Origin of the sequence: Bacillus coahuilensis m4-4 (assembly GCF_000171615.1) — a bacterium.
Taxonomy (GTDB): domain Bacteria; phylum Bacillota; class Bacilli; order Bacillales; family Bacillaceae_K; genus Bacillus_T; species Bacillus_T coahuilensis.
The window spans coordinates 12,762-39,623 of sequence record NZ_ABFU01000056.1 but is presented as its reverse complement, the minus strand read 5'-3'; the positions used below and the strand labels follow the sequence as shown (position 1 = coordinate 39,623).

Genomic DNA, 26,862 nt, shown 5'->3' with positions numbered 1-26,862 from the left:
TCCTTTCTGCACCGCGCGGCCCTTCCACGAAAAGATTAGGAGAAAAATAACTATCACCACATCCTGTTTTGTTCTTTTAATTAAAATATTACTTTAGCTACACTTGAAGATGGGGATCTCTTGCCATCACCACTCGCACATGATATTATTTAATTAACAAATAACAATTAACAAATTGTAAAAAGTTATCTCCGCACAAGCAATCAACCAACTAAACAAATACAACCGAGGTGAACCACACTTGCAAAACGAAGAACATGTCAACGCAGCAGATGCTCTAAAAAATTACAACTCGAAAGACTATGTTACTCCAGATGGCTATACAGCAGATATTGCAGTTTTTACGGTAGCATCAAAGAAAATACGTCAATTTCAAGCTCCTAGTATGGAGTTGAAAATCCTTTTAATTAAAAGAGGTCTCACTACAAAAGAGGGAAATCCTAACATTGAAGGTGGCAAATGGGCACTTCCTGGAGGATTCGTTGATTATCGAGAAAACGGTGCACTGGCTGCTTCTAAGAGAGAACTTTTGGAAGAAACGGGCGTAGGAGGGTTTCATTTACAGCATGTTGGATTTTACGATACGCCTGGAAGGGATCCTAGAGGTTGGATTATCAGCAATTCCTTTTATGCGGTTGTGCCAGAAGAGGTGTTACGTAATAAAAAGGCGGACGATGATGCGATAGAAGTTGATTTATTTACGATGGAAGAAGCTATGAATCTTCCTTTAGCCTTTGACCATAGGAATATTATAGAAGATGCGAGTAGGGCAGTAAAAAAAGCTATTTTAGAAACAACTGTGGCAAAGTACTTTTTACCAAAACATTTTACTGTTAGTGAATTACGAAGCCTTCTAAGCTTGGTGACGAATGAACCTCTTGTTAAAACTGACTCCGCTCTTTCTAGGAAAATTAACCAGCTACCCTTTATTGAATTGGTTACAGACGATGATGGGCAGCCCATTAAAGAAGCAAGACATTCAAAACAACCTACAAGGCTCTATCGATTTAAAGATAGGAGTGACCAAGATTTTGTTCGGTCCATTTATTCTTCAAGCTATTAATGATAAGGAGTGATTTTTCATGAAAAGAGCACTAATTACTATTGATTACACGGTTGATTTTGTTGAAGACAACGGGGCACTCACATGTGGGAAACCTGCTCAAGTAATTGAAAGAAAGATATCTTCCATTACAAGGGAGTTTATAGAGAACGGTGATTTCACCGTATTCGCTACTGATACCCATATCGAAGGAGACGTCCACCACCCTGAAACGACACTCTTTCCTCCTCATAATATTGCCGGAACTCCTGGAATTGAGCTGTATGGTGAATTGAAAAACGTATTTTGGGAAAACAAAGAGAAATCGAATGTGTATGATATGCCGAAGACTCGGTACAGCGCGTTCGCCGGAACAGACCTTGACATGAAACTTCGTGAAAGGGGTATAACAGATGTATACCTAACAGGGGTTTGTTCAGACATTTGTGTGCTACACACGGCGATTGATGCTTATAACTTAGGATATAAAATTTCTGTTTACAAAGAGGCCATTGCTAGCTTTAATCAACCGGGTCACGAATGGGCATTAGGGCATTTTAAAGACGTATTAGGAGCGACCATTCTATAAGTCCCACCACCTTATCTTCCTTAGGAGGCACTTTGCATGAGTAAAACATATTACGATGATAGCTTAGCGTTGCATACAGATTTATACCAAATTAATATGACTGAATCGTATTGGAATGATGGTATGCACACAAGAAAAGCCGTATTTGATTTATATTTTAGAAAGCTCCCTTTTCACAATGGCTATGGTGTCTTTGCTGGTTTGGAAAGAATCATAGAATATGTGAAGAATTTTACATTCAGTCAAAGTGACCTTGATTACCTAAAGGAAGTCGTAGGGTATGACGAGCCATTTTTAGAGTATTTGAGCACTTTACGTTTTACTGGAAACATTCGTTGTATGAGAGAAGGAGAACTCGTTTTCGGCAATGAGCCCATTTTACGCGTAGAAGCTCCCTTAGCTGAAGCCCAAATTATTGAAACCGCCCTACTTAACATTGTGAATTACCAAACATTAATTGCTACCAAAGCCTCTCGCATTAAGCAGGTGGTTGGCGAGCAAACCGTCATGGAGTTTGGAACGCGTCGAGCACATGAATTGGATGCAGCCATTTGGGGCACTAGAGCCGCTTATGTTGGTGGACTTGAAGCCACGAGTAATGTTCGTGCAGGTAAAATATTTGGTATACCTGTGTCTGGTACGCATGCTCATTCTATGGTGCAAGCTTACCGTGATGAATATGAAGCGTTTCATGCCTATGCTCGTCGACATAAAAATTGTGTATTCCTAGTCGATACGTATGATACGTTGAAATCAGGTGTTCCGACCGCTATCAAGGTGGCAAGAGAATTAGGAGATCGCATTAACTTTGTGGGGATCCGACTTGATAGTGGAGACCTCGCGTACCTTTCCAAAAAAGCTAGGAAAATGCTAGATGCTGCTGGTTTTCAAGACACAAAAATTATTGCGTCGAATGATTTAGATGAACAGACCATCATGAACCTCAAGTCACAAGGATGCAAAATTGATGTATGGGGAATTGGTACAAAGCTTATTACAGCTTATGATCAAGCAGCCTTAGGGGCTGTGTATAAGTTAGTTTCCATTGAGGATGAGCACGGTACCATGGTTGATACGATTAAAATTTCTGGTAACCCAGAGAAAGTAACTACTCCGGGACTGAAAAGACCATACCGAATTATCAATACTGTTAACGGCAAGGCTGAGGGTGACTATATAGCTCTAGAAGATGAAGACCCTAAAAGGGAAGAGCGAATTAAAATGTTCCATCCTGTTCATACGTACATCAGTAAGTTTATTACTGATTTTGAAGCAAAAGAGTTACATCACGATATATTCGTGAATGGTGAACTAGTTTATCAAGAACCTACTTTACAAGAAATTCAAAGGTATGCCAAAGTAAGCTTAGAAGTACTTTGGGAGGAATATACACGTTCCTTAAATCCTGAAGAATATCCAGTCGATCTTAGCCAAAAATGTTGGGATAACAAGATGAAGAACATTGAAATAATGAAGGAAAAGGTAGCAAAAGGCGTGCACTAAAACAGTCTCTTTTTGAAGACCAATTAGGAGGGTGAAGATGGCTCGGATTGGAATATATGGTTCATCGTTTGATCCAATAACAAATGTACACTTATGGACGGCTAGCACGGTTGCACATCGCTCAAAGTTAGATACCATTGTTTTCTTACCCTGCTCAAATAAAACGAAAAGATAAAAGACTCCATATTAGCGATGAGCACCGAAAAAATATGGTCATGATGGCCATAGAAGATAACCCCAAATTTACCCTACATGATTACGAGATGAAGCAAGATGCTTGGAAGATTGATACGTATACAACCATGAAGTATTTTTCGGCCCTCCATCCACATGATGAGTTATTTTTTATTATGGGAGCAGATCTTTTAGTGGATATTGGAGAAGGCAAGTGGTCAAACAGTGAAAAGTTGGTATCGGAATTTAAATTTATTGTCATGGCTAGAAATGGAATCGATATGCTCTCCACTATTGGGAAGTCTGGAATTCTCCGTAACCATGACGACGGAAGCACTTTTCATTTGATAGATAAAGGACTGGCAATGGATATTAGTTCGTCCTATATACGCGATGAACTAAGGATGGGCGGGGAACCTCGGTATTTAATGCCAGATAAGTGCTATCACTATATAAAAGAGCACGAATTATATAAGAAGTAACGATTATTTCAAGGCGAATCTCCCTTCATTTATTGCTAAAAGGCTAGATTCTCCATTATAAAATACTCTTCACCAAAGTATATAACGAAAAACACCCCTTGTGCTGAGTATCAGTCCAAGGGGTGTTACTTCTACATCTATTATCCTAGCGTTACTTCAATCTCCACTATTTCACCATCTCGAACGGCTTGTGCGTCGGCTCCTATGACAGAAGCTGCTTCAACATGGACCGTCCTTCCGTCTTTAAATGTTAACTTGTACCCTTTCACTACGGCTCCATTCTCTCCAAACGTATCTATTCCACTCACATTATGATAGGTCACCTTCGTCGTTCCAAATAGCATAAACGACAAGGTTCCTTCTTCTGTGAATAGCCACTTTGGCAGGATTGGGGATAATGATAGAGTCAACTGACCACCTTGAACGGAGTATAGAGTGTGTCCCATCATCATGGTTTTCCACATGCTCAGAAACTCAGCAGTCGAACCGCTTAGGCGAGCAACATACCCTCTTCCGTGTGTAGAAGGGTCTGGATTACTGCTACTAGCTAGGAAGGAAGAGTTCTCTAATGTACTTCTTCCGTACACGGCTGGATCGAGGAAAGGCACAAGTGAAGTCTTGATTTCTTCATAGTACTCATCATATAAACCAGATTTAATCAGCTCTAGAACATACTTATACGACATATGAAGGAAAACAGATTCTCTTTCTAACCAGCCAGGCGTAAAGGCCTTAATTCTACCAATTTCATGAGATTGCTCGTCTAGGCTAACGGACGTTTTAAACATGTGTATTACCGGATCATATAAGTCCGTTTCTTTGACCTTTTCGTGAATGCTTCTTGCCCGTTCAACATCTTTAAATGTTTTATACATTCGAGCAGGACCTTCTAAGAAATGAGGCAATGGCTTTGGTGCTGATAGCTTCGTGATCTTCACTTTTGGTAAGCCATATCCACTCATAACAGGATTTCCATTAGGATCCAAAACCTGTTCAAACTCATCTACTTCATATGTTAAATAGGTAGGAGTTAATCCCTCTCCTAATTCAACCGCTTTATCGATTCCTACCGTTAGTTTTTCTTCTAATAGCTCGTAAAGAGAAGCTAACTCCTGTAAGGATACTACTTTTTCATCTCCCGCGAATCCAAAGCGGATAGTACTTCTGTAGGTTTCACGCAAACTAGAAACTGCATCCCAATAGTCGAATTCAGAGATTTGTTCTGACTTTAGCTTTTGTAACTCCTCTCCAACACCTTGAAGTAATGTAAAGATTTCAACTGGTATTTGAACTTGCTGATGACCATATGCTTTTATACTGCTATTAATGAACTGTACCATCCTCTTCAACTCAAGAGTCTCACTTACTCCTGAACCAAAAATTCCTGGAAGTCCATTTAATGCATCATTCCAACCTGGTTTGTTCGCTTCCATTTCAATCCCTATTCCCGCTGGATCTAAAGTAGAAAATTTCACAAGGGACAGGGATAGCAATTTCACAAATAGGTTGGTTGTATACACTTCACCTTGGCCTTGCTCCGTTTTCATCCAATGTGTAGAATTTATGTTCATGCCCAGTCGGTCCATTTTTTCCTCATCTTCTATAACAGATCCGTACTGTCTCACCGTACCTTCTTTCGTTAACACATACTTTTCAGAACGTGGCAACACTTGTGCGGGACTATCGAAGAACTTATAATCCTTTTCTCCAAATAAGAAGGTGTCCTTTCGATCTGGATAGACATCTAAATAACTATCCACTAAGTCCATATTGTACGTCCAGTGGTCAACCCAATATCCTTCACCAAAGTTCGCTTCAATCTCTTGCTCCGCTACCGTAAACACATCAAGGAAGAACGATTCCTCGTTAGTACGATACGTCAGTCCTAAAGTGTCTACTAATGTACTAATTTGACCTGGAGTAAACGCTCCTTCTAATAGCTTTCGCAGACGGTCATCCCCTTGTTGCAAATGCTTTGTAATCATTTCAGGAATCATTGATTTAGCGGATTCTTTGACGTTGAATGAACAGCCTTTTACAGATAGTGGGTTATACCCATCTGCCTGAATTAAGCTCATAAACATTTTGACGTTAAAGCTTTTCACATTTGGATTGAAATAAATATCACTTCGTCTGTTTTGATTTGCATCTCTAAAGTTTCCGTTCCCTTGGGAATAGAATTCAGGAGCGATGTTAAAGAAGTTGTAATCACGCTCAAGGTCCCCGTGTTTTCTAGAGAACAGGTGATAGACAAATCCATCTTGTCCGTTTTCTAAAATATGAGGATACCCACCGCGGAGCATATTATCAAGATAGCTCTGTCTTGCATATTCATTAAACAACTCAGAAGAAGAATGTGTATCAATACTGTCTGTTAAAGACCTGATGATCTCTTCACTACGTTTTTGTTTTGCTTCCATATAACTCAAACTAACAATCTTCGGAACATGGTTTTGAACAATTTCGATTTCTTTAACATGTCCAATCATCGTCCAAATTGTTGTTGAAGCATTGGGCTGTAATGAACGTTGAACAGGTGTAAAACCACAAGGTACTTTATTAGCTGTCACTTGTGATTGTTTTGTTAATGATTCCAAGGATAATCGATCGAATTCTTCCGGATAGTGTAAAGCCGTATCTTCTCCAAAAAGGATGGTTGTATCAACTATGGGTTGAATCAGCTCTTCTTCATCTGAGAATGATAGGTAAAAATGTCCACCTGTAACTTCACTCACCTCTGCCTCATCACCAATGCTTGCGCGAACTCGGTAGAACGGAATACGATTCTCTTGATTGTATACTTCCATCCAGCTGCGCATTAGATTTCCAACTTCTTTGTATGCAGCATTCGTTACACCATATGGTAAAATTTCTGGTGCACCGTCTACTACCTCAAACTGGATCGGCTCGTTCCCCAAATTGGTTACTTCAACTTTACGTACAAGACCCGCAAAGTTTGCTTCTGGCATATGGAAATAATGAATAACTATCTTGAGATTTAATTCTAGATTGATTTCTTCGATACTAACTTGTCCAGCTTCAATGTACATTTTTCTTTTAATATGTTGTTCATTTTTAAGCGGACGGAACGGCTCGTATATTTCTGATGAATGCTTCAGTTTTATAAAGGTTCTAAAACCACTCGTTGGTACAGATTTATAGGCACCGTTTGCAGGAGTAAACTCCATAATGGGACTATCCTTATCTCCTATACCAAAGCTTGAAATGACTTGTCCTCTATTGACGTAAAACGTCCACATTGGGATCCCTTTCAGTCCTGCAATTCCTGGTAAGAAACTTGAAAATGGTGTCGCGCGGTCGAACTCTTCAATGACAAAACGTTTGTTTTCATCAAAGAAATATGAAGGTTGTCTCATGTGCTTCTTCCCCTTTCCTAGGTAATCCAGCTTTTCATTCATCTTGGCATTTTCATTTAGTTTGTTGCTAGTACAGAATATGTTCGGTAAAGTATAGCGAAGGACGCTCGCTTCCTGCAGAGATCGTCAACCTTGTATTTTTTCATGGGTACTTTTGAAAGTTTCAGGTTGTTTTAGAGACCGCATAACACTACAGATGACTCGAGAAGACTTCTGTGTTCTTCTCAAGTCATCTGTTATTTGTTTTTATAGCCGTTAGTTATATCACATACGTCGCTATAGCATGTGCTGGTAATTCTGTTTCTACCAGTTCTCCCTTAAACCTCATTTTAAATGGAACAGTCTCGTCAGTTTCATTTAAAACCACAGTCGCAACACTTCCGTCTTTATTTAAAAATGCAGCCGTCTTTAGGTTTTCATTGTGATTGCTTACGTTAATTCGAACCGCACCCGGACGAATAAATTTACTAAAATGACCTATATAATAATATGAACTGTTATAGTGCAATTCATTTGTTCTCGTATCCGCGATAATTGGAGCATCACATAGGTTTTGGACATGATTTGGTCCGCCCTCTTCGTTCAGAACAAGATTCCAATCTAAGTATCCTTCCACCCAGTTATTTAAATCTCCAATCATATTTCGTGCATAACGCTCGCCCGTGAACCATTCGCCTAACTTTACGCCACCTTCCTGGCAGCCTTCTGTGAACAGAAGATGCTTATCAGGGAATCGGTTGTGAACCTCACCTACTTGGGCGAAGTCTTCACTAACATACCAATGAATACCTGTACCCCAAACGTACTTCGCGGCTTCTGGGTCTGAAAGCACGGTACTCGCTCGTTCTAAAACGATATCACGGTTATGATCCCAAATAATAATGTTAATATCACGAAGCCCTTCTTGTTCCATGATGGGACCAAGATGGTTCTTCACAAAGTCACGCTCTTCCTCTGCTGTGTAAATACAAGAATCCCACACTTGCACCGCTGCAGGTTCATTTTGGACAGTAATCGCGGTCACGTTAAGCCCTTCTTGTTGATAGGCTTTAACAAATTTCGTATAGTACATTGCCCAAGCATCACGATATTCTGGCAGTAGCTTACCGCCATGATTCATTTCATTGTTTGTCTTCATAAAAGCCGGCGGACTCCACGGGGATGCCAATAACTCAATATCTCCACCTTTGATTTCCATTGCATCCTTTATCATAGGGATGACCCATTTGTAGTCGCGTTCAATGGTAAAAGTAGAAAGCTCCTTATCGCCTTCTTCTATATACGTATAATTTTCTAAAGCAAAGTCACAGCTATGGATGGCTACTCGCCCAATAGTGTAACCTAAACCATTTTCTTGATCAAAGTAGCTTTTAAGAGCTTCCTGACGCTTTTCTTCTGACATTTGGTCAAGTGTATACGCTGCTGCCTCTGTGAAAGCTCCTCCAAATCCTATGATTTCTTGATACATTTCATCGGTCGATAATTCAATATCGACCGATGACTCTGTGTCTTTCACCATTGGAATAGAAGCTTTCTTTGAGAGACGATTCTCTGTATCTTTTGCCGTTAAGGTTACCTGTACGTTCTTCATTCCCCACTCACCTCTTATAGAATGATTGTGCAATCTCTGTCTAAACCGGTTTCGTAAACTGATAGACTAAATTAAATAGAACGGTTTCTCACGATCTCTGCATATCGCTTCGCACTATCTTTCCAATACCTTGTCTGAGTATTAAAATCAACAAAAATGATTCCAAAACGTTTTTCATACCCAAATGCCCACTCAAAGTTATCAAGTAGAGACCATAAATAGTAGCCCGCTACATTCATACCTTCTTCGTTTAACTCTGCAACAGCCGTTATGTGCTTTTCTACATAGTCTACACGGCCCTCGTCATGAACACTTCCATTTTCTTCTAATCTATCATCAAAAGCAGCACCATTTTCCGTTATATAGATTGGTAGAGTGGTATACTCTTCTCGTAAGCGATGAATTAATTCCTTAAATTCGTTAGGTGAGATATCCCAACCCATTCCGGATTTTGGATAGTCAGAATAAGCCGGCTTGAACATGAAATCTGCGGCCGAACTAAATTCAATTAACGCACGATTATAAAAGTTAATACCGAAGAAATCTGATGGATAAGAAATGGTTTCTAAATCACCTTCTTGGATAAAATCATAACTATGAATATACTTTGAATATAGGTTCATCATGTCTACTGGATAGCTGCCTTTAAATATTGGTTCTAGGAACCATCTGTTTAAGTAGCCATCAAAATTGTTCGCAGCTAACTGGTCATTGGCGCTGGTACTCGCTGCATAGACAGGAGAAAGGTTTAATGTAATGCCTATTTCCTTCGTTCCCTTATAGCTCTCTTTATACATCTGAACCACACGACCATGTGACAAAAGAATATGGTGAGCCGCTCGAATGGCCTCGTCAAGATTCGTATGTCCAGGAGCATGCTCGCCTTGGTGATAGCCTAGCATAGCTGCACACCATGGTTCGTTATGAGTAATCCACTTTGCTACATATTCATCAAGTTCTTCAAAGCATTTATAAGAAAATTCTTCAAACCATTCCACAGACTCACGGTTCACCCATCCACCAAGTTCATGAGCCCATTGTGGCAGGTCCCAATGATAAATGGTGACAAACGGCTGGATATTTTCTTCAACCAATCGTCTGGCTAAATTCTTATAGAACTCCATTCCTTTTGCGTTATATTGACCTTTTGCAGGGAATACTCTTGGCCATGCAATGGAAAATCGGTACGAATCTACACCTAATTCTTTTAGAATTTGAATATCCTCTTCTACTCGGTTGTAATGATCACAGGCGATATCCCCTGTGTCTCCTCCCCATACTTTCCCCGGAGTCTTTGAAAACGTATCCCAGATCGAAGGAGTTCTTCCGTCCTGTGTGACAGCTCCTTCAATTTGATAGGAGGATGTAGCCGTTCCAAATATAAAGTCTTGTGAAAATTTTTTCATCATGAACACCTCTTAACCTTTTACTGATCCTGCTGAAATACTGCTGATGATATATTTTGAGAAGAACAAGAATGCAATCATAATTGGAACTACAGAGATAGCGATTCCAAGATAGAGTGACCCTAAATTTTGTGCAACTTGAGATCCTTTTAAGAAGCCCATTAATACTGGTAACGTGTATTTCTCTGGGGAGAATAACACGACTAATGGAACAATATAGTTATTCCAAGACCCAATGAATGTAAAAATAGACATCGTTGCAACGGCTGGCATCATGATTGGCAATGCAACCGTATGGAAAATTCTTAGCTCTCCAGCACCGTCCATACGAGCTGCCTCTAATAATGACGGGTGAAGAGTTGATGCTAGATACTGGCGTAAGAAGAATACGACAAACGGACTTGCAATAGCTGGAACAATTAACGGAATGTACGTATCAAGTGTTCCTAACACTTTGTTTAATTCATAGAACCCGATTAGACCTAACTGGCCAGGAACCATCATCATTAAAAGCATGAATAAGAAGAGAAAATTTTTCCCTTTAAAGTTATACACAGCAAATCCAAAAGCCGTTAACGCGGAGAAATAACCACTTAGAACGGTAACAGATACAGATACAATTAAACTGTTTTTAAAGCCCGCCCAAATATTTACATACTCGCTCATTGTTTTATAGTTTTCAATTAAGCTACTACCCGGCAGAAAGCTAAAGCCCATAATAATTTCTTTATTATCACGAGTAGCATTAATGATCATCATATAGAATGGAATGATACTAATAATCGCTAAGACAATCAGCAGCGTATAGATGAGTACCTTGTTGAATCCTTTTTTATTTTTCATTTTACTAACCTCGCTTCTTTGTCGCTTTAGCTTCGCGATACATAGACTTGAACGTAATAAACGAGAAGATTACCGTGATTAAGAATAATGCATACGCAATCGTTGCAGCATAACCATAGTTGTTATATCGGAACGCTTGATTATATAAATACAACACCATTGTATTTAACGCACCTTCTGGAGCACCGAGTCCATCTGTTAATAGCATAGGCAAGTCGAATAGTTGTAATCCACCAATTAATGATGTGATTAAAACGTATAATAAAATCGGTTTTAATAGCGGTAACGTAATTTGTGAAAACGTTTGCCAACGATTTGCACCATCAATTAAAGCAGCTTCATAATACTCTTTTGAGATTCCTGATACACCGGCCATCAGAACGATAAAGGTATAACCAAACCACATCCAAGTAAGAATTAACGCAACAGAAACCTGTGCAGTCACTGGTCCATTTAACCAGTTAATAGGTTCAGATATTAATCCAATCTTTAATAGCATTTGGTTAATTGAACCGTGGTGCCAATCTAGCATAATATTAAATAAAATCGCCACAGAGCTTATTGTTATTAGATTTGGTAGATAGAATACGGCTCTAAAGAACCCAACACCTTTTAATCTAAAACGCAGATCGGAAAATAGTGCAGCTAATAATAAAGCAATCCCCATCTGTAAAACAAAGTTTAGCCCCCAAATCTTCCATGTATTGGCAAACGCATCTAAAAACGCTGTATCTGTTAAAATTCTTGTGTAGTTTGCTAGTCCAATAAATTCTGGTGTCCCGTATCCTTCATAATGTGTAAACGTATAGTAGAAGGTTAGGAGAACCGGATAGATGTTAAAGGTTAGGAAGATTAAAAAGAATGGTGCTACAAAGAAATATCCTTTGTAATTGATGTTTTTCATACTGCTCTCCCTCTTTCATTTTGCTGAAATAAGAAGGGATAGAAAATGACCTCTATCCCTACTTTGCTATTGTCAATCTTATTCTGGAGTTTTGATTTCTGGATATGCATTTACTACTGCTTTATAGAAATCTTCAATCGCTTGCTCTTTTGTTTTATTACCTTCTACATATTCACTTACTTGACCACCCAATAGTGTATCAATCTCTTGATCGTATTTCGTTACAGCACTTGCATCAATTTGATTTGCTTGCTCTATAAAGAATGTGTAGTTATTTTGTCCACCAAGGAATTCTTCACTGAAATCATCTTTGATTTTAGATGTTACAGGTAGGTATGAAAGCACATCCCCTGTTTCCTGTGCCCATTCAGTTAAGAATTCTTCGTCATGTGTCATCATCTTAACAAATTCCCATGCTAGGTCTTTCTTTTCAGAACCACTGTAAATACCTAACCAAGTTCCACCCCAGAAATATGGGTTTGGACCTGTTGTTACTGCCCAGTCACCAACAGTTTCTTCTGTGTTTGCTTTAAGAACACTGTGTAATCCCCATGTAGGAAGTGCATAAGCAAATACTTCGGTCTTATCTTTTGCATCTTCTTCAACTTCTTCCCAACCACCGTTATAAGCGATAGGACCATCCATTGAAGCGAACCATGATGGAGACCATTCTGGTGCAAATGCTGTTAAATCTTTTTCACGTAATTCTTTTGCTTGATCAAAGTAATCTAATTTCGCCTGAGTCATCATTAATTCGTTGTTTTCATTTACCCATGGCTTAGGATCTGCGCCTTTCGCAAACCAACGAATCGCACCTTCGTCTGGGAATAAGCGATAGCCTTTATCTTTCAGCTTTTCACCAACTTCAAATAATCCATCCCAAGAACCCATCATTTCCCCAACTGCTGCTGGATCATCAGTTCCTAATGCTTCTAATGCGATACTACGACGGTAGTAGATACCACCTGGTGTTGTTTGCCAAGATAACGCTTTCACATTACCTTCTGAATCTTTTCCTAAGTCATATACATAAGGAATGTAGTCATCCGCTAACTGATCCGCATTATACGGTTCTGCCGATAAGTTTTCCCAATAATCACGTTCTGTCCATTGCTTTAAGAAAGCAATCTCCCCTGTAAATACGTCAGGCGCTCCTACTCCACTCTCAAGAGCCGGGCGAAGCTTTGTTGGATAGTCTGCGATTGGAACGATTGTTAACTCAACCTTTACTCCATGTTTTTCTTCAAACGTTTTTAACGCGACGTCTCCTAATTCATCTGTAAAAGACCATACCTTTAACACTTTATCATTAGAATCTCCTTCAGATCCATTGGTGCTGTCACTTGAAGAACACCCCGCAATAATACCTGTCATGAATGTAAATACTAATGCGATAATCATCCACTTTTTCAGTTTCACGTTAACCCCTCCACTATTATCTTAGTATTATAAGTAAAAGCAGATTTTTTATGAATCTTGCTTTACCTTCAATAAATCATTAAAACGAAAGCGGTTTCGTTTTCATCAAAAAATATTGATATCTACTGCTACAAATTAGAATCTTCGAAACTCCATGCGAAACCGGTTTCGTTTTTGGGTAAAATAGCTGGAAATCATTTAGATTTTTCTACAGCTATCTCTTTCTACTAACTTAACTGGAACCTTGATCTGCTTTGTAAGCTTTTCTTTTGTATTGATTTGCTCGAGTAAAAGCTCAGCTGACCTTTTTCCGATCAAGTCTGTTTGTTGCTTAATGGTAGTTAGTTTGGGATGTATTAGTTTAGCTATATTAATATCATCAAATCCAATGATGGAGAAATCCTTTGGTACATCAAATCCCGCTTCTCTTATGGCTTCAATCGCACCAATCGCCATATTGTCACCTGCAACAAATATTCCTGTTGCTGGTTCCTCTAGAGAAAGTAGGCGTTTCATCGCATCATATCCACCTTGTTCAGAGAAAAACTGTCCATTCACAATATAATCATCTAAAACCGGTAGGGATAGTTCTTCCATTGCTCGTATAAAACCTTTTTGCCTCTCTTGGCCAGCAAACGTACTTTCATGACCCGCAATATGGGCAATCCGTCTATGACCTAGAGAATATAGATGCACCACTGCTAGCTTACTTCCTGTAATGTTATCAGAATACACAACGCTAGAAGTTGTACTACTTAAATCAATGACAACACTCGGTAATGAATTAGCCATCAACTCTCTTACTTGTTCGTTATGGATATCTGAGCAAACAACGACAACTCCGTCTACTCCCCGATAACGAAAGTGTTCTAAATAGCTTTTGTTACTACCATGAAGATTTCTGGATGCAAAAAGTAGATCGTATTCAAATACTTCTACAGCTTGCTTGAAGCTTTCAATCACTTCATTGAAAACGGGTGCTTAATTCCGATGCCTAAAGATTCTACGAAAATCACACCAATAGTCCAGGATTTTTTTGTACTTAATGTTCTGGCAGATGAATTTGGAAGATAATTCATATCTTCTACAGCCTGTAAAATGGCTTTCTTCGTCTTCTCACTTACATCAGAGTAGTTGTTAATTGCCTTAGATACCGTTGTTACTGAGAACCCCGTTTTTTTAGCAATATCATAAATTGTGACCAAGGTAATTCACCTCTACCAATTATCGAAAGCGCTTTCGATATCATTATAGATCGAATTGAAAACGATTGCAATCATATTTTTTTAGATTAATTGTGAATATTTTATGTTACGTATGAATCTGAGATTTTATAAATCATTTAGTACTTATGAATACTAATGAGAATCTGAGCTTCTAAATAGCTTAAAGGTTGCTTTGTAACCCTTAAGGTATCCTCGAATTTACGTTAAAACACTACGTCAAAATTACTATTGATTTTTACCTTAATAAAATAATGGAAATATATTTTCGCAAGGACAAACATACAATTGTCTTGTGAATAATTTTATTAATAACGAACTTATGACTTGACCAGCAGAACCCAACTACTCCATACAGCACGTTGTAGGATGCAAGAATTTTTAAAAAACAAAAGAACAAATTAAACGTATATTTATAAAATTACTCTTTTATTTTAATTATTAATTTAGTATTATTATAAAGTAATAATTGTTATTTATTGTTTCACCACTTTGTTTTTAACGTTTTTTAGTTTAATTTAAACCCTAGATTACTATTTTATAAGATAAAGGAGAGATATTTATGCATTCAAATGATTCAACAAGCGCTGGAAAATGCCCATTTGCTCACGGAGCCGTACATGGTTCCATGACGAATCACACACCTACTGGTACAACCAACCGTGACTGGTGGCCAAATCAATTAAATTTAAATATTCTTCATCAACACGATAAAAAAACAAATCCTCTTGGAGAAGAATTCAATTATAGTAAAGAATTCCAAACGTTAGAATACGACGCTTTAAAAAGGGATCTTCACGATTTAATGACAGATAGCCAAGATTGGTGGCCAGCTGATTATGGGCACTATGGACCTTTCTTTATTCGTATGTCTTGGCATGCTGCTGGAACATATCGTACAGGTGACGGCAGAGGGGGCGGTGGTACTGGAGCGCAACGTTTTGCCCCACTAAATAGCTGGGCTGACAATGGCAACCTAGATAAAGCTCGTCGTCTACTATGGCCTATCAAACAAAAATACGGCAACAAAATCTCATGGGCGGACCTTCTACTTTTAACTGGAAACGTGGCAATTGAGTCAATGGGTGGAAAAACTTTTGGGTTCGGTGGTGGACGTGCTGACATTTGGCACCCTGAAGAGGATATATATTGGGGCTCTGAAAAAGAAATGCTAGGAGATAACCGCTATACGGGTGACCGAGATCTTGAAAATCCCCTGGCTGCTGTCCAAATGGGATTAATCTATGTGAATCCTGAAGGGCCTAACGGAAAACCAGATCCAGTTGCTAGTGGTCGCGATATCCGTGACACATTTGGTCGTATGGGAATGAACGATGAAGAAACAGTTGCACTCATTGCTGGTGGGCATACTTTTGGAAAAGCACATGGCGCCGGGGATGCAGCTCACGTGGGTGTGGATACAGAGGCTGCACCGCTTGAGGCACAAGGATTTGGCTGGGCAAGTACTCACGGAAAAGGAAATGGACGTGATACCATCACAAGTGGTGTAGAAGGTGCTTGGACACCAAACCCAATTCAGTGGGATAATGGATATTTTGATATGCTATTCGGCTACGAGTGGGAACTATCACAAAGTCCTGCCGGCGCACACCAATGGGCTCCTGTTAACCCAACTGAAGATCACCTTGCCCCGGATGTAGAAGATGCATCTATTAAAGTACCAACTATGATGACTACGGCAGATATGGCACTACTTATGGATCCTGCCTATGAAAAAATATCACGTCGCTTCCACGAGAATCCGGAAGAATTTGCCGATGCCTTTGCCCGTGCGTGGTTCAAGCTACTACATCGTGACATGGGGCCCCGTTCTAGATACCTAGGTCCTGAAGTACCTCAAGAGGAACTAATATGGCAAGACCCTGTTCCAGCGGTAGACTATGAACTGTCAGAGAACGAGATTGAGAAAATAAAAGTGTTACTACTAGATTCTGGTCTAACAATCAGTGAGTTAGTGGCCACCGCTTGGGCATCCGCAAGCACATTCCGTGGTTCTGATAACCGTGGCGGAGCAAATGGAGCTCGTATTCGACTAGCTCCTCAAAAAAATTGGGAAGTCAACCAACCAGAACAATTACAAAAGGTGCTTTCTGTTCTTGAAGATGTTCAAAAACATCTAGACAAAAAAGTAAGTCTAGCTGATCTAATTGTTCTAGGAGGAACCGCTGCAGTAGAAAAAGCAGCAGCCAATGCAGGGGTTGATATAAAAGTTCCTTTTGCCTACGGGCGCGGGGATGCAACCGATGAACAAACAGACGCTGAAAGCTTCGATGTGTTAGAGCCCGTTGCAGATGGCTTCCGAAACTACCAAAAGAAAGACTTTAGTGTAACGGCTGAAGAACTACTAGTCGACAGAGCCCAACTTCTTGGGCTAACCGCTTCCGAGATGACTGTATTAGTTGGTGGTATGCGTGTTCTTGGTACAAATTTCGGTGGCTCTAAGCACGGAGTCTTTACGGACAACATCGGTTCGTTATCGAATGACTTCTTCGTGAACCTACTAGATATGGCTGTAGAATGGAAGCCAGTTGACGGTACTGTATACGAAGCACGCAACCGAAAGACAGGTGATGTCGTACGAACAGGAACAAGAGTAGACCTTGTATTTGGCTCAAACTCTGTCCTTCGTGCTATTTCCGAAGTATATGCACAAGATGACAACAAAAGAAAAATTTGTACGTGACTTTGTTGCCGCTTGGGTGAAAGTGATGAACGCTGATCGTTTTGATTTAAAATAAGTGGAATCAATAAAAACGCAGACCCTTTGGACTGCGTTTTTTGTTATGATTTTGGGTGCGTGTTGCGTTTACCTAGTGGCTATTGGTGTCTGATTTCGTTTGGTTGACGGGGTTATTACACTTGATTGTGTCAAATCCGGGTGGTGTTAAGCCCCTCTACCTTCGCTTTGCGTCCCACTCCTTGTTCCCATGCCGGGCACATACAAAAAAGAGTCTTATCACCTAAGGATAAGACTCTTTTATACATTATTAAGGATATGTTATACCTGATCCAGGTCCGATTGGTAAACCGGAGTACATCCAGATAATCAATAATACGACCCACCCAATCGTAAAGGCGATAGAATATGGTAGCATTGTAGAAATCAACGTTCCAATCCCAACCTTCTTGTCATACTTTTGCGCAAATGCAATGACGATGGCAAAGTAAGGCATTAACGGTGAGATAACGTTTGTCGTTGAATCGGCAATGCGGTACACAAGCTGAGTGAATTCTGGTGTATAACCAGAAAGCATCATCATTGGTACAAATACCGGTGCCATAATCGCCCATTTGGCAGACGCACTACCAATAAATAAATTAATGAACCCAGAAACGATAATAAAAGTTAGAATCAGTGGTATCCCTTTAAATCCAGTAGCATCAATGAATTCTGCACCTTTTACCGCTAAAACCGTTCCAAGCTTCGATTCATTGAAGTACGCTACGAACTGGGCTGCCACAAAGGCTAGAACAATGTATGCCCCCATTGTCGCCATCGTTTCAGATAGCTGGCTTGCCACATCTTTATCATTCTTAATGGATTTTGTAATGATTCCATACACTAGTCCTGGAATAAAGAACATAATTAGAATGATGGGTACAAGCGTGTGAAAGAACGGAGCATTGATGATGTTCTCTTCTCCCCCGCGAAGTGGTCCCCCAGAAGGGATAACTAAAAGAGCAATGGCAACACCTGTTACGATAAAGGCAAGTAATGCCGCCCAAAGACCCTTTTTCTCTTCTGGTTTTAAATAATCGACTTCTTCTTTTACATCTCCCTGGTATGTCCCTAAGCGTGGTTCAACAATTTTATCTGTAACAAGCGTTCCAATTATGGTAATTAGGAACACAGACACAATCATAAAATAGTAGTTCATCGCATAGTTGATGTTTGATGCATACTCTGGATTAATAATAGAAGCTGCATCCTGAGTTAATCCACCAAGAAGCGGATCAAGTGATGTTAACAGTAAGTTTGCGCTAAATCCACCAGATACCCCCGCAAAGGCTGCGGCAAGACCGGCTAATGGATGTCGTCCAAGACCTGCAAATAATACAGCTCCAAGTGGCGTTAAGACAACATACCCTGCATCGGCTGCCATACTAGACATAACGCCTCCAAATACTAAAGCAGCTGTCATAAGAGAACGAGGAACAGATGTCACAAGTCCACGTAAAGATGCACTAATTAACCCTGAACGCTCGGCAATTCCAATTCCAAGCATTGTAACCAGTACTGTACCTAAAGGTGCAAACCCCGTAAAGTTGGTTACGGCACTTTCAAATAAGTACCGAATTCCTTCAGAACTTAGTAAATTTTTTACTTCAACCATTTCCCCTGCATTAATGGGGTCTTCTACTTTAAGTCCAATTGTAGAAAAAACAGCAGATAATATAACAACAATTATGGAGAATAAGAAGAACAATGTAACAGGGTCAGGAAGCTTATTCCCAACTCGCTCAATCACATTTAACATCTTTATAATCCAACCATTATCTTTATTTTGTTTCATGCTTTGTTGTCACCTTTCTTTTTGATTAGAATTAATTTTCAAACAATTATCAAAAGACATATCATTAGTATAGACAAGTATAAAAATGAATGGAAGACACTTACAAATATTCAGAATAGGAGGATTTTTCAAAAAGAAAAATGCCATACTCCCACCAGATGTTATGAACATCTAGTGAGCGTAGGCACCTTATTAAGGTTAGTTATTATTCAAAAGCAGGAATCGCCGTTTCATCATAATTCTCTTCTAAAAACGTTTTAACTTCTTCACTTGTCATCGCTTCTGCTAGCTTTTGAATCGCTTCAGAATTCACGTTATCTTCTCGAGCTACAAGAGTAATCGCAAAGTTGTTCTCCACACCCTCTGTTACTAGTGCATCGCTTTTAGGCGTTAACCCAAGTGGAGCTGCATAGGCTGGCGTCATAACCACGGCATCTGCATCATCATACATTCTCGAAAGCATTAATAAGTCTACTTCTTCAAACTGGTAGTTTTTAGGGTTCTCACTAATATCACTTTGTGTATAATACACATCTTCTTTTTCCTTTAAAGTAATGACTCCGTGCTGAGCGAGTAATGATAGAGATCTGTCAATGTTGGATACATCATTTGCAATCGCCACCACAGCTCCTTCTGGCAGTTGATCCATAGAGTCATATTCTTTTGCATATACCCCGTAATTTGCAAAATAAATAGGAGTGACCGGTGTTAAGCTTGCTTCATTATTGCGATTGAATTCTTCCATATACGGGACATGCTGGAAGAAGTTCGCATCAATTTCACCTGACGCCAGTGCTTCGTTTGGTTGAACGTTATCTCCTAGTACAATCATTTCAAGCGTAATATTGTCTTCTGCTAGAGTCGGTTTTACAAGCTCTAGAATTTCTGTCATCGGCGGAATCAGTGAACCCACTTTTAAGGTTATTTGTTCTTGCTCTTCCACCTGCTCTGTGCTTTCATTCGTTTGACCGCAGCCTGCTAGGACAAGCATCACGACTGCTAAAAATAGATAGAACTTTTTCATGGAATTTCCTCCTGTATTTTATCTCTTATCCAACCATCTTGATGCAGTTGTTCCAATAAACTGAATCAGCTGAACAAAGATAATCATGATGATAATAACGTAATACATTAACTCTGTTTTATATTGCTGGTAGCCATAACGTATGGCAAAGTCACCAATACCCCCACCACCCACAACTCCCATAATCGTCGAATAGGAAATAAAACTAATGATGGATGTGGTTAATCCGAAAACAAGTCCAGACCTCGCTTCAACATAAATAAACTTCAACACAACGTCTTTCACGGATGCCCCCATCGAAACCGCCGCTTCTATTACCCCTCTTGGTACATCAAGAAGAGACTGCTCAACCAACCGAGCATAATGGGCAATGGCGATAATAGATAGCGGTACCGTTGCAGCCGCTGTACCAATTGCTGTCCCAATGATAAGCTTTGTAAAAGGTAGTAAAAAGACGACTAACAGTAAAAATGGAAACGACCGAATCATGTTAACCACTAAATTAACACTTGAAAATAGAGCTCTATTTTCTAAGAGATTTCCCTTTCGACTAAGAAAAAGGAGAGTCCCAACAGGAAGTCCAATTAGTACCGCAGCTAACGTGGAAACACCAACCATCACAAATGTTTCAATAATGGACTCCCAAATCTCTGTCTCATATCTCACTAAATCTTCAAACATACTGAGAACCCCTTAACTGCTCAACAAAGTAGCTTGGATCTTTCTGCTTCTTTTCGATCCCAAATGGTATATGTTCGACAGTTTGATAGATACTTCCTTTATCAAGTATTGTAACACGGTGACAAATGCTTTTAATCACATCCATCTCATGACTGACGACCACAACGGTAACACCTAATTTATGATTAATAGACTGCAACACGTCTAATATATCATCGGTCGTACTTGGATCAAGTGATGAAGTTGGCTCATCACATAATAAAACGGTCGGGTTATTGGCGAGTGCTCTAGCAATAGCCACCCGCTGCTTCTGTCCACCGCTTAATTGAGCTGGATATTTCGCTTGCATGCTCTCAAGCCCTACAAATCGCAAGCATTCTAAGACCCTAGCCTCTCGCTCTTTTTTAGGATATCCTGACAGTTTTAACGAAACCAGTACATTTTGATACACGGTTTTATTAGAAACAAGATGATAATGCTGAAAAATCATTCCTATCGACTTTCTCGCCTCTCGAAGCTCCTTTTGGGTAATCTCTGTCAGCATTTTACCGTTCACTTCTACCTTTCCTGCATTTGGAACCTCAAGCATGTTCATAACCCTAAGTAACGTGGATTTACCTGCACCACTAGCGCCAATAATGCCGTGAATTTCTCCCCTATGTATCGTTAAAGATAGATGTTTAATCGCCTGGAACGCTGAAAAGGACTTGGTTACATTCTGTAGCTTAATCATACAAATTTGCCCCTTTCTTGTTTGAAGGCTGTTGATAACGATAATCATTGTACAACAATGTTTAAAGAAAGTCATTACTAGTGTTCCATTGAATGTAAGGTTAAGATCTAGTTGATTCTACCATTTTCAATACTTGATAACTAGAGAAGAAAGGTACGATGGGAGAGCTATCCGTTTACTTTTGTTGCATCTTCTAAATTAAGTGGGGTGTTTTATGGATGACATTGTCGGTGCATGGTAGATAAGATTCAAATCGTGATTTTTGGTAAGTTTAAAAGATGGAACGTGAGTTTATTCACTCTATCAAGGAACATCATAAGAAAAAGGCTCCCCATATGGGCAGCCTTTTCTATTATTTATATACTTTTACTTGAAGTTCTTGTACTCCAAAATTGATGGCTTCTTGCTTGTCCGCAATAAATACATCGATTTTATTTCCTTTAATTGCTCCACCAGTGTCGCCTGCAATCGCTTCACCATATCCTTCTACCCACACTTTTGAACCTAATGGGATAACGGAAGGGTCTACTGAAATGACTTTCGCATCGGGATTCTCTAATAGGTTAATTCCAGTAGCAGTGATACCTGAGCACCCCTCACATGTAGCCGTGTAAGCTGTAGCTGAAACTGTTAACTCTTTTAAGACTTCATCATCAACTGGATTTGACTGTTCATTAGTCGCTGATGTGACCTCTTCTTTTTCTGCTGCTTCCTCAGTAGCTGGCTGTTGACTTGGGACTTCTTCAACAGACGATTCTACTGTTGGCTCTGATGCTGGTTTTGATGCTGGCTCTTCAGGTGATTCTTCGTTAGTAGTTGCTTCTGGTGCTTGCTCTTCCACTACCTCTTCCTCAGCTGGTGCCTCTTTCACGGATTCTTTCTCCGTTTCAGATGTCACAGGATTTTCGGTTACAGTCTCCGCTTTTTCAACCGTTTCCTCAACGTTTGCTACAGGGGATGGATTACCATCTGTGTAAATGGTTAAGCTATCACCAGCATAGATTAAGTCTGGATTTGGAATACCATTCCAATCTGCTAGTTGCTGATAGTGTATGCCAGTATAACGCTCGGAGATTCCCCATAACGTATCTCCTGTTTCTATTTTATACGTAGTAGCTAGTGCAACCTTTAAAGATTGTTCAGGGTGAATAGTATCACTAGACAGGTTATTCCACCCTTTTAACTCACTTACAGTAATATTATTCTCTTTTGCAATATCCCATAATGTGTCACCTTTTTCACCGTTACTTCCGATGCAGAAGCAGTGGAACCTAAAGTGAACGTTCCTGCTATGGCCGCAGCCGTAACAAGAGAATACATTGTTTTTTTCATAAGAACTATTACCTCCTATGTTCTTGCCTCAAGTGGCTCAATGTTATCTATGTTATCACGAATTTGCTAGATTCAAAGAACAGGAGAATAACAATTCTATTACATGAATATCAGCTATATTATAGATTTATTACGAGATTTCCTTATATTAGAAAAGTTTTGGGTGGGATTTCTTTAGCAGGAAAATAAAGGTTGTTTTCTTGATAAAATTGGGTTTTAAAGAAAATATAGGTGAGGTGAGCCTGGAGAATCTGAGATTGATTTAACATTCGTGACTAGCCAAAGTAGACTTTTACTATCCCTTCTCTTTTAGTTGTTTCTAAACAATTTTGGATAAAGTCTGTCATTTGCTTTATATCCCATAGCGAGGCTTCACACGTCAGGTTAGGAGGAATAAACTGAAGATATTTGTCCTGAAAAACGTTTGACGCCCTTTCTAGCTGTTCCCTGTTAAATACAGTCATTTCGCCAGATCCGCTTACTCCAGCATGAAATTTCATACAATCTAACACATCATACAATATGTAGGAATTGTGATTCCCCATACTAAAACGAGCATAAGCGATAGAATCTCCTGCTCTATTGTAGCCTGAAATATCGTGACCCATCTAATAACCTCCTTTCTTTTCAATTAATAGAGGGAAATAGAGAAATGTCAGGATTTGTGAATGGTTCTACATTGTAGATCACCCCTTTCTAAAAAGAGCATTGGCAGAGAATAGAGTATAAAAAGAAAAGGAGAGAAGTATCTAGAAGAGGAGAAGAGATTGAAATGGTGAAGAAAAGGAGAGTGGTTGATAGGATTATTTTTCCATATGCCGGCAATTTCGTCAAGTGGGAATGAGTGGACAGGGACTTTGTCTTCTTAAAGAGCTCAATTTAGAACAAAAAGTAAAGAGGGCGGGTCTATTTTTGAACCCGCCTTCTACATAAAATAAAGATTGTTAGCTACATTAGTGAAGCCTAAGTAAAAGCCCATTTACATAACAATAGTAGTGGACACTCTTTCTAAACAGTGTTCCAATACCTTACTTTCCATCTATTGCCTTGTCAATAGCTGAGATTAAACGCTTTTCAATATCTTCCGCTATACTAAATAGCTCAGGACTATCTGCTAAACCAATTAAAGATGTTGGCTTCGGCATTCCTACCTTCGTTTTCCCATTATCCTCAAAAACAACTAATTTACATGGCAGAAAATACCCTGCTGTTTTGTTAACACTTAGCACATGTTGAGCCTCTTTAGGATTACACACCTCTAATATTCGATAGGGAGTAGCGAAATCCATTCCTTTCTCTTGTAACTTTTCCGTTAAATCAAAATCCCAAAGAACGCCAAACTGAACTTCCTTTAATGCACTTTCTAGTTGTTCAATCACTTCGTTCATTCCTCTACTTGTTTCAACAGTAAAATCAAAAGACATGTTCGTTCGCTCCTTTTTGATAAAGATAGTGAATCACACCTTACTTGTATACCCATTAACGTATTTGATAATCAAGAGGGACAGGGACTTTGTCTTCTTAATAAACTAGAGTTTAGATATTTTTTAAGCCTATCCCTCGTCTCTTTACTTAAAAAGCCTAATCCCTTAAGGATTAGACCGACTGCCTTCTTATTGCATTCCGTTCCATTCGCCTTGATTTTTAGATGCCTTTTCTTTTTTTAGTCTTTTTCTTTTATGCGCTTTGTTTGCTGCTGCACTTCCGAATTCTTTAGAGAACTCAGAATCTGTTTTACTAGAATCAAAGCCTTTTTTTATTTTTTTGCTCTGCGTCTGTTTTACCGTTTCGCTTGGCCATTCTTCTCACTCCTTTTCATTTCATTCTTAGTATGAAATGTGTCGTGAGAATTATTCAAACAAGCACAACTATTTGATGGGATTTAAGCGAATAACGTATCAAGCAATAAGCACTGTGACGAACGATCTTCCTCTCCATCCAGGTTCTACTTAATAGAACCTACTTATTTCTGATGTTTATACGGTCAGACAATCCCCCTGTCCCTCCGACTTGCTACTTCTCTTACACCATTATCTGTAGCAACGAGTACTTTAGACACAACCGCCGTAAATAATGATACCTCGACAACACCAGGCAAGCCTTTTAAAGATTGCTCCAATCCCCTGCTATTTTCTTGAGGCGGGAAACGTACGTCTATCAAGTAATTGCCGTTTTCCGTAAGAACTGCTCCATCCCTATCTTTGCTCATACGAAGTGCCCCACCTAGCGTTGAGAACGATTCCAGCTGTCTCTTCACAAATGCTAAAGCTTGTGGAAGAACTTCCAGTACTACTGGGTGATCGTAGGTCAATGTAGGTACATATTTTGAATCATCAACTAGTAGTATGTAGTCATTCGCCATGCTTGCGATCAGCTTTTCTTCTGTATGTATCCCCCCTCCACTCTTTAATGAATGGAACTGCTCATCTACTTGGTCACACCCATCAAATGCAACACTCACTTCGCCCACATCTGAAGTAGAGAGTACCCTTAATCCTGCTTCGATACAATGTTGTCTAGTTTCAAAAGAGGGGGTAATGATCTTCACTTCCTTATCACTTCTAGCAATATATCCGATCAGGTGCTTTATCGTGCTTCCTCCACCGAGTCCAATCACCATGCCATCCTTAATATAGTCCATTGCTTTCTTGGCACATTGTTGTTTCTTGTCCATCATTTATTCATCTCCTCAGTTTTTGGGGACAGGGACTTTGTCCTTTTTTAAATTATGTATTGTGCTGAACGACCACTTGAAATTTATAGCCTTCTAAATCAAATTATTCTTTATCCTCCAGTTATTTCCTCTTATTCAATTTAAAAATACACTCACCTCTAAAGGCAAGTGCATTTTAAGATTATAGATCTTTAAATGAAGAAACACCGTTTAAAACGTCCCTTTCATCCTGAAACCGTAACGCTATTCCCATTCCCTAATTCATCCAGGTTCTTGGACTCAAACTCATCAAGCAACGCACGAACTTCATCCGTAGACTCTGTGTTCATTAAGTGGTTTCTTAATTCACTTGCGCCTCTAAATCCTTTTACATAAATCTTAAAGAATCGATGAAGAGACTTGAATGAACGCATAACTTGTTCTGCATATTGATCATAAAGATCTAAATGCAATCTTAAAAGATCAAGCAGCTCCTTACTTGTATGATCTTTTGGCTCGACTTCAAATGCGAATGGGTTATGGAATATCCCACGCCCAATCATAACACCATCTACACCATATTGTTCAACAAGCTTCAACCCCGTTTCGCGGTCAGGGATATCTCCGTTGATCGTAAGCAGAGTATCTGGAGCCACTTCATCACGAAGCTTCTTTATCTCCGGAATTAACTCCCAGTGGGCATCCACTTTGCTCATTTCCTTCCTTGTCCGCAGATGAATAGATAGATTTGCTATATCTTGTTTTAAAATATGAGTGAGCCAACCACGCCACTCCTCTAAATCACTGAAGCCTAGTCTCGTCTTCACACTTACGGGAAGTCCACCTGCTTTTGCCGCTTGGATCAACTCTGCTGCCACTTCAGGCCGAAGAATCAAGCCGCTTCCCTTCCCGTTCTGCGTCACATTCGGTACAGGACAGCCCATATTGAGATCTATCCCTTTAAAACCCATTTCTGCCATCCCGATACTCATTTCTCTGAAGAACTCTGGCTTATCTCCCCAAATATGAGCAACAAGTGGCTGTTCATCCTCTGTAAACGTCAAACGTCCACGCACACTCTGAATGCCATCAGGATGACAATAACTCTCCGTATTCGTAAACTCCGTAAAAAACACATCAGGTCGCCCTGCTTCACTGACAACATGTCGAAACACAACATCGGTCACATCTTCCATTGGTGCTAATATAAAAAATGGTCGTGGTAAATCACGCCAAAAGTTTTCTTTCATAACTAAACACAAATCCTCTCATGATGGAATACTAAGATCTATCTTTCTCCCTATCTTAACATCAACCTTCTAATCTTCTTTTACACTTATACCATGCATGA

At 39.5% G+C, this 26,862-nt stretch carries 21 protein-coding genes and 3 pseudogenes; 5 read left to right on the top strand and 19 right to left on the bottom strand.

From position 1 onward, the window contains the following. Nucleotides 1-241 precede the first annotated feature (241 nt). The 4 genes and pseudogenes from M44_RS14350 to nadD all read left to right on the top strand — a co-directional run bounded on the left by M44_RS14350 (nucleotide 242) and on the right by nadD (nucleotide 3,790). Nucleotides 242-1,063: an NUDIX domain-containing protein gene (locus M44_RS14350; protein WP_010174603.1), complete on the top strand. Its 822-nt coding sequence runs from the start codon at nucleotides 242-244 to the stop codon at nucleotides 1,061-1,063. Nucleotides 1,064-1,082: 19 nt separating this feature from the next. Continuing rightward, nucleotides 1,083-1,631 (top strand): cysteine hydrolase family protein, encoded by a 549-nt coding sequence (locus M44_RS14345; protein ID WP_010174602.1) that lies wholly within the window; start codon nucleotides 1,083-1,085, stop codon nucleotides 1,629-1,631. A 36-nt stretch (nucleotides 1,632-1,667) separates the two neighbouring features. After that, nucleotides 1,668-3,134 (top strand): nicotinate phosphoribosyltransferase, encoded by a 1,467-nt coding sequence (locus M44_RS14340; RefSeq protein ID WP_010174601.1) that lies wholly within the window; start codon nucleotides 1,668-1,670, stop codon nucleotides 3,132-3,134. Nucleotides 3,135-3,171: 37 nt separating this feature from the next. Continuing rightward, a pseudogene (gene nadD, locus M44_RS23470) lies at nucleotides 3,172-3,790 on the top strand (nicotinate (nicotinamide) nucleotide adenylyltransferase). Nucleotides 3,791-3,930: 140 nt separating this feature from the next. Here the strand turns inward: nadD and M44_RS14330 are convergent. The 8 genes from M44_RS14330 to M44_RS29560 all read right to left on the bottom strand — a co-directional run bounded on the left by M44_RS14330 (nucleotide 3,931) and on the right by M44_RS29560 (nucleotide 14,535). Continuing rightward, nucleotides 3,931-7,167, bottom strand: coding sequence for a hypothetical protein (locus M44_RS14330; RefSeq protein ID WP_010174598.1), 3,237 nt, complete (start codon nucleotides 7,165-7,167; stop codon nucleotides 3,931-3,933). A 259-nt stretch (nucleotides 7,168-7,426) separates the two neighbouring features. Next, on the bottom strand, nucleotides 7,427-8,758 hold the full coding sequence (locus tag M44_RS14325; RefSeq protein ID WP_010174597.1) for a glycoside hydrolase family 30 protein: 1,332 nt from the start codon (nucleotides 8,756-8,758) through the stop codon (nucleotides 7,427-7,429). A 71-nt stretch (nucleotides 8,759-8,829) separates the two neighbouring features. Then, nucleotides 8,830-10,164 carry a GH1 family beta-glucosidase gene (locus M44_RS14320; protein WP_010174596.1) on the bottom strand — a complete coding sequence of 445 codons (1,335 nt, stop codon included), beginning with the start codon at nucleotides 10,162-10,164 and terminating at the stop codon, nucleotides 8,830-8,832. 12 nt (nucleotides 10,165-10,176) lie between these two features. Further along, nucleotides 10,177-11,007, bottom strand: coding sequence for a carbohydrate ABC transporter permease (locus tag M44_RS14315; protein WP_010174595.1), 831 nt, complete (start codon nucleotides 11,005-11,007; stop codon nucleotides 10,177-10,179). Between the two features lie 4 nt (nucleotides 11,008-11,011). Beyond that, on the bottom strand, nucleotides 11,012-11,911 hold the full coding sequence (locus M44_RS14310; RefSeq protein ID WP_010174594.1) for a carbohydrate ABC transporter permease: 900 nt from the start codon (nucleotides 11,909-11,911) through the stop codon (nucleotides 11,012-11,014). Between the two features lie 78 nt (nucleotides 11,912-11,989). After that, nucleotides 11,990-13,324, bottom strand: a complete 1,335-nt coding sequence (locus M44_RS14305; protein WP_029326903.1) for an ABC transporter substrate-binding protein — start codon at nucleotides 13,322-13,324, stop codon at nucleotides 11,990-11,992. Nucleotides 13,325-13,528: 204 nt separating this feature from the next. Then, a complete protein-coding gene (locus M44_RS23465; RefSeq protein ID WP_337444124.1) occupies nucleotides 13,529-14,293 on the bottom strand; it encodes a LacI family DNA-binding transcriptional regulator in 765 nt (254 codons plus the stop codon). Next, nucleotides 14,290-14,535, bottom strand: a complete 246-nt coding sequence (locus tag M44_RS29560; protein ID WP_337444123.1) for a LacI family DNA-binding transcriptional regulator — start codon at nucleotides 14,533-14,535, stop codon at nucleotides 14,290-14,292. Before M44_RS29560 ends, M44_RS23465 begins: the two co-directional genes overlap by 4 nt. A gap of 580 nt (nucleotides 14,536-15,115) precedes the next feature. Between M44_RS29560 and katG the strand changes: the two are divergent. Beyond that, nucleotides 15,116-17,312: pseudogene (katG, locus tag M44_RS23460) on the top strand (catalase/peroxidase HPI). 249 nt (nucleotides 17,313-17,561) lie between these two features. Here the strand turns inward: katG and M44_RS14290 are convergent. The 11 genes and pseudogenes from M44_RS14290 to M44_RS14250 form a co-directional block, all read right to left on the bottom strand. Continuing rightward, nucleotides 17,562-19,088 (bottom strand): AbgT family transporter, encoded by a 1,527-nt coding sequence (locus M44_RS14290; protein ID WP_010174591.1) that lies wholly within the window; start codon nucleotides 19,086-19,088, stop codon nucleotides 17,562-17,564. 205 nt (nucleotides 19,089-19,293) lie between these two features. Beyond that, nucleotides 19,294-20,112, bottom strand: coding sequence for a MetQ/NlpA family ABC transporter substrate-binding protein (locus M44_RS14285; protein ID WP_010174590.1), 819 nt, complete (start codon nucleotides 20,110-20,112; stop codon nucleotides 19,294-19,296). A gap of 18 nt (nucleotides 20,113-20,130) precedes the next feature. Next, nucleotides 20,131-20,793 (bottom strand): methionine ABC transporter permease, encoded by a 663-nt coding sequence (locus M44_RS14280; protein ID WP_010174589.1) that lies wholly within the window; start codon nucleotides 20,791-20,793, stop codon nucleotides 20,131-20,133. After that, entirely contained in the window at nucleotides 20,786-21,526 is a 741-nt protein-coding gene (locus tag M44_RS23455) for a methionine ABC transporter ATP-binding protein (protein WP_010174588.1), read from the bottom strand. The genes M44_RS14280 and M44_RS23455 overlap by 8 nt, the downstream gene beginning before the upstream one ends. Nucleotides 21,527-21,878: 352 nt before the next feature. Further along, on the bottom strand, nucleotides 21,879-22,397 hold the full coding sequence (locus tag M44_RS28375) for a 3D domain-containing protein (RefSeq protein WP_237705296.1): 519 nt from the start codon (nucleotides 22,395-22,397) through the stop codon (nucleotides 21,879-21,881). 317 nt (nucleotides 22,398-22,714) lie between these two features. Continuing rightward, entirely contained in the window at nucleotides 22,715-22,858 is a 144-nt protein-coding gene (locus M44_RS28370) for a hypothetical protein (RefSeq protein WP_010174586.1), read from the bottom strand. 275 nt (nucleotides 22,859-23,133) lie between these two features. Beyond that, nucleotides 23,134-23,466 (bottom strand): hypothetical protein, encoded by a 333-nt coding sequence (locus M44_RS14265; protein WP_010174585.1) that lies wholly within the window; start codon nucleotides 23,464-23,466, stop codon nucleotides 23,134-23,136. Nucleotides 23,467-23,886: 420 nt separating this feature from the next. After that, a complete protein-coding gene (locus tag M44_RS14260) occupies nucleotides 23,887-24,282 on the bottom strand; it encodes a DUF302 domain-containing protein (RefSeq protein ID WP_010174583.1) in 396 nt (131 codons plus the stop codon). A 189-nt stretch (nucleotides 24,283-24,471) separates the two neighbouring features. Then, nucleotides 24,472-24,658: pseudogene (locus M44_RS28365) on the bottom strand (hypothetical protein). Between the two features lie 184 nt (nucleotides 24,659-24,842). Further along, complete coding sequence (rpiA, locus tag M44_RS14255) at nucleotides 24,843-25,535, bottom strand: ribose 5-phosphate isomerase A (RefSeq protein WP_010174582.1); 693 nt, start codon at nucleotides 25,533-25,535, stop codon at nucleotides 24,843-24,845. A gap of 221 nt (nucleotides 25,536-25,756) precedes the next feature. Beyond that, nucleotides 25,757-26,761 (bottom strand): tRNA dihydrouridine synthase, encoded by a 1,005-nt coding sequence (locus M44_RS14250; RefSeq protein ID WP_010174581.1) that lies wholly within the window; start codon nucleotides 26,759-26,761, stop codon nucleotides 25,757-25,759. Between the last annotated feature and the right edge of the window lie 101 nt (nucleotides 26,762-26,862).